Annotated in this window: 11 protein-coding genes; 8 read left to right on the plus strand and 3 right to left on the minus strand. The window is 69.5% G+C overall.

Annotation, left to right across the window (positions count from 1 at the left end):
* Positions 1 to 43: 43 nt before the first annotated feature.
* Positions 44 to 1,231 carry an acyl-CoA dehydrogenase family protein gene (locus C5E06_RS03940; RefSeq protein WP_104242957.1) on the minus strand — a complete coding sequence of 396 codons (1,188 nt, stop codon included), beginning with the start codon at positions 1,229 to 1,231 and terminating at the stop codon, positions 44 to 46.
* Positions 1,232 to 1,467: 236 nt separating this feature from the next.
* Here C5E06_RS03940 and manA point away from each other — a divergent pair, with 236 nt between their 5' ends.
* The 4 genes from manA to C5E06_RS03960 all read left to right on the plus strand — a co-directional run bounded on the left by manA (position 1,468) and on the right by C5E06_RS03960 (position 7,966).
* Positions 1,468 to 2,799 (plus strand): mannose-6-phosphate isomerase, class I, encoded by a 1,332-nt coding sequence (gene manA / locus C5E06_RS03945; protein WP_258063927.1) that lies wholly within the window; start codon positions 1,468 to 1,470, stop codon positions 2,797 to 2,799.
* Positions 2,800 to 3,028: 229 nt separating this feature from the next.
* Positions 3,029 to 3,346: a WhiB family transcriptional regulator gene (locus tag C5E06_RS03950; RefSeq protein ID WP_104242955.1), complete on the plus strand. Its 318-nt coding sequence runs from the start codon at positions 3,029 to 3,031 to the stop codon at positions 3,344 to 3,346.
* 173 nt (positions 3,347 to 3,519) lie between these two features.
* Positions 3,520 to 6,495, plus strand: a complete 2,976-nt coding sequence (locus tag C5E06_RS03955) for a glycosyltransferase family 2 protein (RefSeq protein ID WP_181062885.1) — start codon at positions 3,520 to 3,522, stop codon at positions 6,493 to 6,495.
* Positions 6,482 to 7,966, plus strand: coding sequence for a DUF5719 family protein (locus C5E06_RS03960; protein WP_146081297.1), 1,485 nt, complete (start codon positions 6,482 to 6,484; stop codon positions 7,964 to 7,966). The genes C5E06_RS03955 and C5E06_RS03960 overlap by 14 nt, the downstream gene beginning before the upstream one ends.
* Before the next feature lie 21 nt (positions 7,967 to 7,987).
* On the opposite strand, the gene C5E06_RS03965 is transcribed toward C5E06_RS03960, so the two are convergent.
* Positions 7,988 to 8,449 carry a hypothetical protein gene (locus C5E06_RS03965; protein WP_181057986.1) on the minus strand — a complete coding sequence of 154 codons (462 nt, stop codon included), beginning with the start codon at positions 8,447 to 8,449 and terminating at the stop codon, positions 7,988 to 7,990.
* A 35-nt stretch (positions 8,450 to 8,484) separates the two neighbouring features.
* On the opposite strand from C5E06_RS03965, the gene C5E06_RS03970 reads away from it, so the two are divergent.
* From C5E06_RS03970 to ahcY, 3 genes are read left to right on the plus strand one after another with little or no spacing between them, the layout of a single operon-like run.
* Positions 8,485 to 8,691 (plus strand): DUF3499 family protein, encoded by a 207-nt coding sequence (locus C5E06_RS03970; protein ID WP_104242949.1) that lies wholly within the window; start codon positions 8,485 to 8,487, stop codon positions 8,689 to 8,691.
* A complete protein-coding gene (locus C5E06_RS03975) occupies positions 8,688 to 10,130 on the plus strand; it encodes a phosphomannomutase/phosphoglucomutase (RefSeq protein ID WP_104299642.1) in 1,443 nt (480 codons plus the stop codon). Before C5E06_RS03970 ends, C5E06_RS03975 begins: the two co-directional genes overlap by 4 nt.
* Before the next feature lie 45 nt (positions 10,131 to 10,175).
* On the plus strand, positions 10,176 to 11,648 hold the full coding sequence (ahcY, locus tag C5E06_RS03980) for an adenosylhomocysteinase (RefSeq protein WP_104242945.1): 1,473 nt from the start codon (positions 10,176 to 10,178) through the stop codon (positions 11,646 to 11,648).
* Positions 11,649 to 11,790: 142 nt separating this feature from the next.
* On the opposite strand, the gene C5E06_RS03985 is transcribed toward ahcY, so the two are convergent.
* Positions 11,791 to 12,657, minus strand: coding sequence for an RDD family protein (locus C5E06_RS03985; protein ID WP_104242943.1), 867 nt, complete (start codon positions 12,655 to 12,657; stop codon positions 11,791 to 11,793).
* Positions 12,658 to 12,673: 16 nt separating this feature from the next.
* Between C5E06_RS03985 and C5E06_RS03990 the strand changes: the two genes are divergently transcribed.
* On the plus strand, positions 12,674 to 13,669 hold the full coding sequence (locus C5E06_RS03990) for a stage II sporulation protein M (RefSeq protein ID WP_104306053.1): 996 nt from the start codon (positions 12,674 to 12,676) through the stop codon (positions 13,667 to 13,669).
* Positions 13,670 to 14,147: the final 478 nt, after the last annotated feature.

Below are 14,147 nucleotides of genomic sequence, written 5' to 3' on the forward strand. Positions count from 1 at the left end.
CCTCTGCCCCGCATGCAGCCCCCGATGCGTGCAGGAGGGGTGCTCACACGAAGGCTGCGTGGCCGGTGATCGACCTGCCCACGATGAGGGTGTTCATCTCCCTGGTCCCCTCGTACGAGTAGATGGCTTCAGCATCGGCGAAGAACCGGCCGACCCCGTAGTCGGCGACGATGCCGTTGCCGCCGCACACCTCGCGGGCCAGGGCGACGACCTTGCGCATGTTGCCCGTCGCGACGGCCTTCGCGAGCGCCGAGTGCTCGTCCTTCTGCGCGTCGGCATCGCCGAGCTGCGAGATGCGCACGCAGAGCGTGATGCTGGACGTGATGAGGCCGAGCGCGTCGACGAGTCGCTCTTGGATGAGCTGCCTGGCGGCGATGGGAGCGCCGAACTGGATCCGCTCCTTCGCGTACGCGAGCGCGGCCTCGTAGGCGCCGACCGCGATGCCGGTCGCGAGCCAGGCGACCTCGGCCCGGGTCTGACGCAGCACGGTGGCGGTGTCCTTGAACGAGTTGGCGTGCTCCAGCTTCGCGTCGGCCGGGACCCGGACGCCGTCGAGCGTGATGTCGGCGTTCTGCACGATGCGCAGCGACACCTTGCGCTCGATCTTGGTGGCGGTGAACCCGGGGAGCGAGGTGTCGACGACGAAGCCCTTGACCTGACCGTCTGCGACGTCCTTGGCCCAGATGACGACGATGTCGGCGAACGTCGCGTTCCCGATCCATCGCTTCGCGCCGTTCAGCACCCACTCGTCGCCGACTCGCTCTGCCGTGGTGGTGAGGCCCCTGGCCGAGTCGCTGCCTGAGCCCGGCTCGGTCAGGCCGAAGGCTCCGATGAGCTCGCCGGAGGCGAGTGCCGGAAGCCATCGCTCACGCTGGGCGTCGGAACCGCACAGTCCGATGGCCCCGAGCGCGAGGCCGTTCTGCACGCCAACATAGGTGGCGACGCTGGCGTCGACCCGGGCGAGCTCGAGGGCCGTCCACCCGCGGAAGACGGCGGAGTTCGGGAACGGGCGCGTCTCCTCGAAGGCGAGGCCGACCACGCCGGCCTCAGCGAGACCCTTGACGATCTCGGTGGGGAACGTCGCGGCCTCCCAGTGCTCGTCGATGACGGGTCGCACGTCACGCTCGAGGTACTCGCGAAGCTTGGCGATGAGACCCCTCTCCTCGGCCGAGAGCTCGGCCTCGAGCCCCGTGAAGTCGCCTGGCAGAAGTTGCAGTTCGTTGTCGTCCATGACCGTCCTGTTCCGAGTCGCGCGGGTGGAAGGCGCTCCGCGATCGTCGGACCGGCGGCACCGGCTGCGGCGGCGAATCGAGCGCTCCGCGAGCCTACGAAGCGTCACCATGCTCACGCCAGCGCCTTGGCGGAATCCGCGAAGTCGGTCGCGATTCGGGGCCGGGCTCTTGTGTCTGCCCTGCAGTTCGCCGCACCGCTCCCACAGAGGCGGTGAGATTCGGTAGCCTTCGCGTGATGTTTCTGCCACTGAAGAATGCCCCCCGTGATTACGCCTGGGGTGCGCCAGGATCGATCTCGCAGCTGCTCGGCACGACCGGCGCCTGCACCCTCGACGACGCCGATTGGGAGGGAGTGCCCCAGGCCGAGCTGTGGTTGGGCGCGCATCCCGGTGCCCCGAGCCGCATCGTCGACCCCGAGCTCGCGGGCGGCGCCGCCACCCTCGACGCCTGGATCGAGCAGGCTCCGGTGGCCGCGCTCGGCCGCTACGCCATGGGGCTGCGCGAGGGTGACGGCCCACGGCTGCCGTACCTCCTGAAAGTGCTCTCTGCCGCGACCCCGCTCTCGCTGCAGGTGCACCCGACGCTCACGGACGCGCGTCTCGGGTTCGAGCGCGAGAACCAGGCCGGCATTCCCCTCAGCGCGCCGGAGCGCAACTACAAGGATCCGCTGCACAAGCCCGAGATGCTCCTCGCGCTCAGCGAGACGATGGATGCGCTTGCCGGGTTCCGCGACTTCGCCGAGGTCGCCGCGGTTGTCGGCGACTTCGCGCGCCGCGCGGAGTCGGACGCCGAGCAGCCGCCCGCAGGACGCGCCGCGCTCGCGGACTTCGAGGCTCGGGTCGTGTCGCTCTCCACGGGGGAGGAGCTGCAGTCCCTCGTGACCTGGCTCCTCGAGGGTGGCGACGCCGTCGGCGATCTCGTGGCGGCGGTCTCCGGAGTAGCGCTCGCGGGCGACGAGTCCGGAGACCAGTCCGAGCGCTTCGCTCGGGAGCGGGGCATCATCGCCACGCTGGCGCGCATGTACCCGGGTGACCCCGGCATCGCGCTGGCGCTGCTGCTCAACCACATCACGATCAGGAGGGGAGAGGCGATCTTCCTCCCCGCCGGCAACATGCACGCCTACGTCCGGGGCCTCGGCATCGAGATCATGGCGGCGTCCGACAACGTGCTGCGTGGCGGGCTCACGCCGAAGCACATCGACATCCCGGAGCTGCTCGCGCGGCTCGACTTCGCCCCGGTGCCGCCGCCCTACATCGCCGCGACGCGCATCCAGGAGGGCGTCGAGGAGTACCGGCCCGAGATTCCCGACTTCCGGCTCGTGCGGGTCGTTCCCGGCCCGGATGAAGCGGTGAAGACCATCCACCTCGACGGCCCGACGATGCTCTTGTGCCTCGAGGGGGAGGCCCGTCTCGAGGGAGCGAAGTCGACGGCGAAGATCAGCGCTGGCGAGTCCGTGTTCGTGACGCCCGATGAGCTGCCCGTGCGCGTCATCGGCTCCGTCGACCTCTTCGCGGCCGGGCCGGGGCTCGACCGTCGCGACACGGTGCCGATGCGACACGCCGACTAGCTGAGAATCTTCGTCGCGGGGGTCTGCGAGCCCCCCGGGGTGGTCCAGCCCGCCACCTCGCGGGGGATCCTCGGCGACACGCCGCCGCGAATCGCGCGCGGCTTCTCCGAAAAGTCTCAAGACCGGGCTTAGTGTTGAGGGCTTTCGACTTGACGCGGGGTGAATTACAACGATGTAATGATTCCGACGCGCGGGCAGGTGCCCGCAAGTAACGTGGGGAGAACGTGATATGGCAATTCCAGGGAGGAACCCCTCGGTTCCGGAGGACTGGTATGTCGACCCGGTCAACCTCGGCGTCCCAGGAGTTCGAAGGAATGTCGGCGACGACAACCCGCTCGCATGGCAGGCCGACGCGCTGTGCGCGCAGGTCGATCCAGAGGCCTTCTTCCCGGAGAAGGGTGGGTCGACGCGTGACGCGAAGCGGATCTGCGACTCCTGCGAGGTCCGGAGCGACTGCCTCGAGTACGCGCTGTCCAACGACGAGCGCTTCGGCATCTGGGGTGGGCTGAGCGAGCGCGAGCGGCGCAAGCTGCGCAAGCTCGCGTAACCGCCGAGAGCTCGGTCCGCGTGACCGAGCAGGCCACGTTGATGGGCCCCGTGACGACTTCGGTCGTGCGGGGCCCTTCGTGCGTCCGCTGGCGGTGGCACCGGGGTGCGCGTGTTCGCGGCTTGCCGCTCGCAATGCGGCATCGCTCGGGGGAGCCGAATACCATTCGTTCAATGCGTCCCGGAGTCACCGCAATCCTTGTCGCGCGAGATGCGTCGCGCTCGCTCGAGCGCACCATCGCCGCGCTCGAGGGATCGTCGCGCATCCCGGACCGCGTCGTGATGGTGAATCTCGCGTCGACGGACTCGACGCTCGAGGTCATGCGCGCGGCCGAACCCGACATCCTGCTGACGCTGGAGACCGAGACGACGTTCGGTGCCGCGCTCGCCGAGGCGGTGGCCGTCCTCGAGGAGCAGGGGCTGCAGTCGGAGGGCGACTGGCTCTGGCTGCTCAGCGCCGACAACGCTCCAGAGCACGACGCGCTCGAGCAGCTCCTCGACACCGCCGAGCGGAACCCCTCGCTCGAGGTGACCGGCCCGAAGCTCGTCCGCAGTGACGACGCCGCGACGCTCGTCGAGTTCGGCCAGTCGATGCTGCAGAACGGCGAGAGCCTGCGACTCCGCGAAGACGAGCTGGACCAGGGGCAGTTCGACCAGGACTCCGACGTCCTCGGCGTCGCGGCCGGCGGCATGCTGGTTCGTCGCGAGCCGTGGCTCGCGCTCGAGGGCTTCGATCCTGGCCTTCCCGCCGTCGATGACGCGCTCGACTTCTGCACGCGGGTGTGGCTTGCCGGCGGCCGCGTGCTGCTGACCCCCTCAGCGCGAGTCGCCTGCGACCCCGAAGCGCCGGGGACGGCCGCGATGAACCCCGGGATGAGCGCCTCGGCGGTGGAAGCTGCCAGAGACACCGCCAGGGTGCACCGCAGCCTGACGAAGACCCCAGCAGCGGCGTTCGGCGTCCTGCGGCTGCTGCTCATCCCGATCGCTCTGCTCAAGGGCATCTGGCACCTCGTGCGGAAGCGTCCGCGCCGTATCCTCGCCGAGCTCCGCTCCGCGTCGCGCGTGACGTTCGGCAAGACCGGGGCCGCCCGCTCGAGGGCGCAGTTCGCGAAGACGCGCACCGAGCCGTGGACCGTCATCGAGCCGCTGCTCGTGAGCGCCGAGGAGAACCAGAAGACGCTCGGTCTGCAGCGCGAGGAGCTGCGTGCCCTCACGCACGAGGAGCGTGAGCGGTACTCGCTCGTCGGCTCCGGAGGACTCTGGGTGCTGCTCGTCTCGACCGTCCTGGGCCTCGGCCTCGGCCTGTCCCTCATCGGCCAGTCGACGCTCTCCGGCGGTGGCCTCCTGCCGCTGGCCGATTCCATCGGCACGCTCTGGGGGCGCACCGGGTACGGGGTCCGAGATGTCGGGGACGGCGCGTTCGGCGTCGCCGATCCCTTCACCTACGTGCTCGCGGTGCTCGGCACCCTCACCTTCTGGCACCCGAGTCTCAGCATCGTGCTGCTGTGGCTGTTCGCGCTCCCGCTCGCCGCGATGGGGGCATGGCTCCTCGTGGCGCGCCTCACCAACCGGGCCGGGCTGCGGGCGTTCGCCGCCTTCGCCTGGATGCTCGCGCCACCGCTCGTCGTCGCGCTCGCGGAAGGGCGCATCGCCGCCGTCATCGCGCACCTCGTGCTCCCATGGCTCATCTTCTCCGCGCTGAGCGCGTCGAGGAACTGGTCGCGCGCGGCTGCGACGGGGCTGCTCGCGGCGATCGCGATCGCGGCCGCCCCGATCCTGGCACTGCCCATCGCCATCGTGTGGCTCGTATGGCTCGTCATCGGCGGGCGGGGCTTCGTCCAGCGCCTGCTGACCGCGGTGCCGACCCTGGTGCTGTTCGCGCCACTCGCCGTCGCGCAGTGGAACCGGGGGCGCCCGCTCGCGCTGTTCGCGGACCCTGGAGTCCCGCTCGCGAGCACTGCTCCTGATGCGTGGCAGATGCTCCTCGGCTTCCCCGGGTCCCTGCTCGAGGACCCGAGCTGGGCTGGCGGGCTGCTCGAGGGTTCCCCTGCGGTCCCCATCGTCGCCGCGGCCCTGGTGGCTCCGCTCTTCCTCCTGGCGCTGCTCGCCCCCGGCAGCCGAAACTGGCGCGCGTCGCTCTTCGGCCTGCAGCTGCTGCTGCTCGGCTTCGTGACCGCGGCGGCGGCGAGCCGCTTCGGCTTCTCGCACGTCGGGGTCGAGAGCATCTCGCTGTGGCCCGGCAGCGCGCAGTCGCTCATGTGGCTGGGTGCCCTGATCTCGGCCGCGGCAACGCTCGGCGCGCTCCGCCCCCGGCTTTCGCAGGTCTTCGCGGGCGTCGCGCTGGTCGGCATCGTGCTCCTGGCTGCTCTTCCCGCGACGGCACTCCTGCGCGGCGACGCGCTGGTCGGTGCCGGCGATGGCCGATCGCTGCCCGCCATCGTGGATGCTCAGGGCCGTGCCTCTGACGAGGTCGGCACCCTCGTGATCGCGCCGCTCGCGAGCGGCGCCGTCGAGGTGCGTCTCGAGCGCGGCACCGGCGACAGCCTGGACTCGCAGTCGACGCTGCGCACCACGAGCGTCGGCTTCTCCGCGGGCGACCAGCGCCTGGCGGAGCTGGCCGTGAACTTCGCCTCGGATTCCTCGTACCGCCCGACCGAGGAGCTGCACGCGCTCGGCATCAGCTACCTGCTCGTCCCGGAGGGCGGGAGCGACGCCGCGACCATGGAGGGGCGCCTCGTCTCCTCCCTCGACGCGAACTTCGGGCTGCGCCCGGCCGGGGCAACGGAGTTCGGCACCCTCTGGCAGGTCGTCGGCCCCACGCTGGAGCCGACCGACCCGAGTGTCTCCGGTCCGCTCGATACCGCGAACACCGGAACCACGCTCGGTCGGTCGATGCTCATCGTGCAGGGTGTGCTCCTTGCCCTGACGCTCCTCGCCGCCCTCCCGACCGGAGGGCTCAGCGCCCGCGCCGCCGATGTGCGCCGCCGGGAGAAGACCAGCGGGCGCCCGTGGTACGACCTCGACGGCGACACGGACGGCGACGAGCGGATGCTGCGGCGCGATGTCACCGCGCTGACGGTCGACGACTTCGACGACGACGATGACGTGCTCGGCACAGGTGCACGGGGAGGCGACCATGACGCTCGATGAGTCGAAGGTGATCGCCGAGGCGCGTGCCGCAGACGACGCAGCCCGCAAGGCGCCCGGAAAGCGGCACGCACGGCGGCCGGTCTGGCGCGCCCTGAGCGTCGTCGCCGCCATCGTCGCGGTCGGGGGCGTCGTCGCGGCCGTGCAGCTCGCGCCGGAGGGCGTCGTCGTCGCCTCCGCGAACTCCGTCCTCGTGAGCCCTGTCGCGAGCGCGCAGGATCGCGTGTGCCCCGGCCCCCTCACGCTGCTCGGGCTCGCGACCGACGACCCGACGCTCCCCGCGACGCTCGGCACCACGAGCATCCGACTCGCGGGCGACGAAGGCGGGCTCGAGGTCGAGCCGGTCGTCGCCTCCACGCCTGCGGCCGACCAGCAGCAGGCGCTCGCGCCCGTGCGCTTCACGGTGCCCGGCCTGACCGAGGACGGGTCGCCGACGGCGTTCGCTGCGGCCCAGACGCTCGAGCTCGCGCAGCCCTCAGCCGGGGGCTTCGCAGCCACGGCCTGCCGGATGCCATCCGCAGAGCAGTGGCTGGTCGGTGGCAGCACGGCGGAGGGCAGCAGCACGCAGCTCGTGATGGTGAACTCCGCAGACCAGGCCGCCGACGTGCGCGTCACGGTCTCGACGGCAGACGGCGTCGTGCAGGCTCCGACGATCCGCGAGATCGTCGTGCCCGCGAGCAGCAGGGAGGTCGTGAGCCTCGAGGGGGTCGCGCCCGATCGAGGCGATCTGGTCGTGCACGTGGAAGCCGTCTCCGGAAGCATCATCTCGACGCTGCACCAGACCCGCACCTCGGGCGCGACGCCGAGCGGCATCGAGATCATCGGGGCCCAGGATGCGCCGAGCACCTCGCTCGCGATCGTCGGCGTCCCCTCGACGAGCACTGCGTCGGAAGCCGAGGGCACGCTGGTGCTCGAGCGCGGCGCGACGCTGCGAGTCCTCGCGCCCGGAGACGAGCAGACGGAGCTCACCGTCGACGTGCGCGACGCGGCCGGCACCGCCCTGGAGCCGATCTCGCTCACCATCGAGGGCGGACGGACCACGGAGATCCCGCTGACGGGGTATCCGATCGGCCAGTACACGCTCGGGATCGAAGCGAGCAACCCCGTCGTCGCCGCCGTGCAGACCACCGCCACCGCCACAGCATCGGACCTGGCCTGGTACCTGCCGGTCCCCGTCCTGAGCGACAGCCAGGTCGTCGCCGTGCCGAACGGCCCGTCTCCCAAGCTGCAGCTCGCCGACGCCGACGGGGTCGAGAAGACCGCAACGCTCATCGCGGAGGACGGCACGGAGACAGCCGTCACGATTCCGGCCAACGGCACGACGTCCATCGACGTCGAGGCCTCGCGCGAGTACCGGCTCGAGGGGCTCGACCGGGTCTCGGTCCAGCTCGCCTACGCGGGCGACGGTCAGCTCGCGGCCATCCCGAGCTACGCGGGAAACCCGCTTGCCGAGGTCATCACCGTCTACCGCTGAGGCAGGCAGGCGGCGGGGAGCTCACTCGTCGCCGAAGCGCTCCGGCGCGATGTCCCACGGGTCGGAGCCGAGCAGCTCGGCGACGGCCTGCAGCACGCACCGCTCCACGAGCATCCGGTAGTGGACCGGGTCCTCGCAGTGCAGTCGTGCGAGGCGATCTATCGCGACCCGGTACAGGATGATGCGGTTCGGCGACTCGACGTGCCAACGATCCATGCCATCCGCATGCTGCAGCGTCTTCGGCACGTTCGCGATGTCCACCTGCACATTCGCGAGCCGCTCGGGGTTGGCTGCGCGCAGGTAGTTCATCGCATCGGCCACGTGGTTCTCGAACCGGACCACCCGACCCGTGAGCATCGGCAGGTACGGTCCGGCGACACTCGAGCGGATGCCCCTGCCGTGCCTGCCGCGGGCAAGGCCCCGCTCAGGGCGGGCCTGCCTCCTGGCGTTCTCGGACTTCTTCTCCCGGCGGCGACGTGGCATGCCTGCGAGTTTACGCCCGGCGTAGACTTGCGCCGATGTCCAATCGACCATGCTCACGAGTCGCGTGCACCCGCAAGGCGGAGTACACGCTGACCTTCGACTACGAGGACAAGCTCGCCGTCATCGGCCCGCTTGCGCTCGCTGCCGAACCCCACAGCTACGACCTGTGCGCGCGCCACGCTGAGCGCTCGACGCCACCGCAGGGCTGGAGCATGATGCGTCCGGTAGTTTTGGGTTCATGACTTCTGTGGCAATCGCACCCGCGTCGAGTGACGAGCGGGGTTCTCTCTCTGGTGTCGTGAAGAGCTACGACGTTCGGGGGCTCGTCGGCAGCGAGCTCACCGAGACGCTCGTGACGGCGCTCGGCGCCGGCTTCGTCGACGAATTCGCGCTGTCCGGCCAGACGGTCGTCGTCGGCCACGACATGCGCGACTCCTCTCCGGGCTTCGCGGCGGCCTTCGCTCGCGGCGCGACTGCGAGGGGCGCGAACGTCACGCATATCGGGCTCTGCTCGACCGACGAGGACTACTTCGCGTCCGGCCGGTACGACGCGGCCGCCGCGATGTTCACCGCCAGCCACAACCCTGCCGCCTACAACGGCATCAAGCTGTCGCTCGCCGGCGCGAAGGCGCTGAGCTTCGACACGGGCCTCTCCGCGATCCGCGATCGCGCGGCAGCCTTCCTCGATGAGGGCATCGCCGCCGTCGAGCAGCCGGGCGAGGAGCAGCGCATCGACGTGCTCGCCGACTACGCGGCCTACCTGCGCGAACTGGTCGACCTCTCGGGCATCCGCCAGCTCAAGATCGTCGTCGACGCCGGCAACGGGATGGGCGGCCTCACGGTCCCCGCCGTGCTCGGCGAGGCGGCCGGCCTCGGAGCCCTGCCACTCGAGATCATCCCCATGTACTTCGAGCTCGACGGCACGTTCCCGAACCACGAGGCCAACCCGCTCGACCCCAAGAACCTCGTCGACCTGCAGGCGGCCGTCATCGAGCATGGCGCCGATCTCGGCCTCGCCTTCGACGGCGATGCGGACCGCTGCTTCCTCATCGATGAGCTGGGTGAGCCCGTCTCGCCGAGCGCCGTGACCGCCATCGTCGCGCGCCGCGAGATCGCGCGTGTCCGTGCAGCCGGCGAGACCGAGCCGACCATCCTGCACAACCTCATCGTCTCGCGTCACGTTCCGGAGGCCATCAGGCAGGAGGGCGCGAAGGCCGTCCAGACGAAGGTCGGTCACTCGCTCATCAAGGCGCAGATGGCTGCCACGAATGCGGTCTTCGGCGGAGAGCACTCCGCGCACTACTACTTCCGCGACTTCTGGAGTGCCGACAACGGCATGCTCGCGGCGATGCACGTGCTCGCAGCCGTGGGCGGCTCCGACAAGCAGCTCTCGGAGATCGGCGGGCTCGAGAACCCCTACTTCGCCTCCGGTGAGATCAACTCGACGGTCGCCGACGTGCCTGCGGCGCTCGCGCGCATCGTCGACACCTTCGCGAGCACCGCGGAGTTCGAGGAATTCGACGGCCTCACGGTCCGCGGCTCCGACGAGACCGGCTTCTGGTGGTTCAACGTGCGAGCCTCCAACACCGAGCCGCTCCTGCGCCTGAACGCCGAGGCGAAGGACGAGGCGCGCCTGCAGTCGCTGCGCGACCAGGTGCTCGGCCTCATCCGGGCCGAGTAGCAGGCCCGCAGCATCCACCACACCCGTAGCAAGGAAGCAGCAGTCATGGCACCAACGTCAGGTATCGAGCTCTCCACCGAACGTCCGTTCGTCGTCGCAGATCTGGCGCTCGCGCCGGCGGGGCGCCACCAGATCCGTCTGGCAGAGATCGAGATGCCTGGGCTCATGGCGCTGCGGGCCCAGTACGCGGGACAGAACCCGCTCGCCGGCGCACGCATCGCCGGCTCGCTGCACATGACGGTGCAGACCGCGGTGCTCATCGAGACCCTCACCGACCTCGGTGCCGAGGTGCGCTGGGCCAGCTGCAACATCTTCTCCACGCAGGATGAAGCCGCTGCTGCCGTCGCTGTCGGACCCGACGGCACGGTCGAGGAGCCGAAGGGCATCCCCGTGTTCGCCTGGAAGGGCGAGACGCTCGAGGAGTACTGGTGGTGCACCTCGCGCATCTTCGACTGGAGCGCAGAGGGTGCCGTCGGCCCCAACCTCATCCTCGATGACGGCGGCGACGCGACGATGCTCGTGCACCTCGGCCGGGAGGCCGAGATCGCGGGAGCCGTCCGTGACGCGAGCGACGCCGACAGCGTCGAGATGCGGGTTGTCCTCGACACCATCCGTGCCTCGCTCGCCGTCGACGCCGGCCACTTCAGCCGCATCGCGGACGAGGTGCGCGGCGTCACGGAGGAGACGACGACGGGCGTGCACCGCCTGTACGAGCTCGCCGAGCGGGGCGAGCTGCAGTTCACGGCCATCAACGTCAACGACTCGGTGACGAAGTCGAAGTTCGACAACACGTACGGCATCCGCCACTCGCTGCCCGACGGGCTGAACCGCGCGACCGATGTGCTCATCGGCGGCAAGACCGCCTTCGTGGTCGGCTACGGGGATGTCGGCAAGGGTGCGGCCGAAGCCCTTCGCGGCCAGGGCGCTCGGGTCATCGTCAGCGAGGTCGACCCGATCTGCGCGTGGCAGGCCGCGATGGACGGCTTCCAGGTCGCCAAGGTCGAGGACGTCCTCGACCAGGTGGACATCTGGATCACGTGCACGGGCAACAAGAGCGTGCTGACGCTCGAGCACATGCTCGGCATGAAGCACATGGCGATCGTCGGCAACGTCGGGCACTTCGACAACGAGATCGACATGGCCGGGCTCGAGGGCCTCGCCGGTGCGACTCGCGTGGAGATCAAGGCGCAGGTGCACGAGTGGCGCCTCCCGAACTCGCGCTCGCTGCTGGTGCTGTCCGAGGGGCGGCTGCTGAACCTCGGCAACGCGACCGGTCACCCCTCCTTCGTCATGAGCAGTTCCTTCACGAACCAGGTGCTGGCGCAGCTCGAGCTTTGGCAGCGCCTCGACGCCTACCCGCTCGGTGTTCACGTGCTGCCGAAGCACCTGGACGAGCAGGTCGCGCGTCTTCACCTGGATGCCCTCGGCGTGAAGCTCACCGAGCTGACCCCCGAGCAGGCCGACTACATCGGCGTCGCCGTCGACGGCCCGTACAAGGTCGACCACTACCGGTACTGAATCTCGCCCGCCGCGCATCGGCAGGCACGCGACAATCCGCAGCCCGACAGGGGAGAACCCTGGCGGGCTGCGGCTGTTCGCGCTGCAGTGCGCCGTCGGGTCCCGACACGGCCCGCCCGGGAACCGAGCTCTGACCCGCGGCTCAGCCTCGGTCCGGGAACGAGTGGGGCATGCCGTTGAGCGTCGGGGCCAGCGCCGTCTCCCGCCGGCCGATGGCGGAGAGCGCGGCGAGCTCTCGATCGCGGCGCAGCACGGCGAGGCCTCGCAGGTAGGTGTCGGCGTCGACGTCGGGGATCGGGTGCACGTGGGGGAGTGTCTCGCGCGCGATCTCGCCGGCGGCTCGGTCCCGGTGCGCGGGCGTGAGGTGCTCAGCCTGGTCGAGGTAGTCCAGGATGCGGCGAGCGGTTCGGTCCGGCAGCCTCCCGGCGTCGGCGATCCCGGCCCAGGCGATGAGCTGCTGGGGCATCGGCCCGAGGTGGCTTCTGAGCTTCGGGGCACGTTCGCGCTGGCAGGTGGTGCCCGCCAGGATGTCGCCGAGCCGCTTGGCCCTGCCGTTGACGAGGCCGGTGATGATGGCGATGCCGCCGAAGGTGCCGTACAGCTCGATGAATCCGAGCAGGGAGCGGATGAGCGCCTGCCGGAACCCTGACGCGCCCCCGTCGTCGCGAACGATGCGCAGCCCGGTGGCGAGCTTCCCCACCGATCGGCCGTGCGAGAGGGTCTCGACGACGCACGGAGCGATGACGAGGCAGACGACGAGAAGCGAGAGGGCGATGGCGCTCATGAGCGCCTCGTCGATGGCGAACGGGAAGTCGTCGCTCGAGAGGACCGTCATGGTCAGGATGAGGAGGCCGACGTATCCGACCATGTAGACCAGCGCATCGAGGGCGGCCGATGCCGCGCGGAGCGCGAACCCCGCTGGCCGGACGTCGAGATGCACGCCTTCGCCGGCGACAAGCTGTTCGTCGCTGACGCTCAGGCGTTCCCGTGGTCTCGTCTGAGTGGCCATGGCAGTATTGAAACAGATGGATCTTGAAGCTCTCACAACCGCCCGTTCGGCGGATTGGCGGCGCCTGGGGGCGCTGGCTCGGCACCGGAATCTGACCGGCGCCGAGATCGACGAGCTCATCACGCGATACCAGGACTCGTCGACCGAGCTCTCGGCCCTCCGAACGAGCTACGGCGAGACCCGCGAGGGAGAGTTCCTCTCCGTGCAGCTGTCGCGGGCGCGGGGCAGGTTCACTGGGGCAGGGCGCAACATCCTGCTGGTCCTCGGCACGTTCTTCACTCTTGCCCTGCCCGCTGCGCTCTACCGCGTTCGGTGGTGGACGCTCGGTGCAGCGGTATTCACGTTGCTCGTAGGCGCGCTCAGCTACTGGTGGATCACGGCGAACCCGGAGATCCTCGGATTCCTCGGCTCCGAGGCCGCGCTGGAGCAGTACGCGGAAGAGGACTTCGTCGGCTACTACTCTCAGTTCTCGGAATCCAGCTTCGCGGCGAGGGTCTTCACGAACAACGCTTGGATCGCCGCGCAGTGCATCGCATTCGGCATCACCGGCCTGTGGGTGCCGGTCGTTCTCGTGCAGAATGCGCTCGGGCTCGGCCAGAGCGCCGCGGTGCTCGGCGCGCACGGGCACCTCGATGTGTTCTTCCTCTGGATCGCGCCTCACGGACTGCTTGAACTGACGATGGTGTTCGTCGCGGCGGGCGCTGGGCTTCGTATCTTCTGGGCGTGGGTCGCCCCTGGCGCGAAGACGCGCATGCAGTCTCTGGCTGACGATGGACGTGCGCTCATCGTCGTGGCGATCGGCACGACGATCTTCCTGTTCATCTCCGGCTTGGTCGAGGGGTTCGTGACGAGGCAGGACTGGCCGTGGCCGGTGAAGATCGGGATCGGGGCTGCCGCGCTTGCGCTCTACCTCGTCTACGCGCTCTGGCTCGGCGGTCGCGCGGTCCGGGCCGGCGAGACAGGCGCACTCGAGAAGTTCGACGGCGGCGCGCGGCGGGTCTACGCAGGGTGACGCCAGTGCCGGTGGCCCGCCAGGCAGCGGGCCGGAGAGGTCGACACGCCCGGGATGTACCCCGAGTTGTGTGCCGCCGGGTCTCTGCGTAATGTAATCACTCGTCAGGCCAACGGAGCGAAACGCGAGAGCGGGTCGCACGGGCCGGACAGTCCGAAAGAAAGATCAGCATCTGCCACTTGTTCTTGCAAGTTGGAGCAACATGATCTACACTCGGAACTCCTGCCTCACCGGGTAGCAAGATCGTCAGCCTCTGGTTCTTCCAGTTGGTTGTGCGGAGGATGAGCTTCATGCTCACGGTCCGTGGTTCTTGTCCGGGGTTTGCAGTGCAAGCGATTGCTCCTTAGAGATGGCCGTGAGGCTTGAAGAGGGAAGCGCTCGATTCTTGAGAACTCAACAGCGTGCACTATGTCAAATGCCAATTTGATCCCGTGCCTCTTCCTTTGGAGGGGGTAAGGATTCCTTTTGGAAACATATT

The organism is Pseudoclavibacter sp. RFBI5 (genome assembly GCF_002931395.1).
Lineage (GTDB): Bacteria > Actinomycetota > Actinomycetes > Actinomycetales > Microbacteriaceae > Pseudoclavibacter.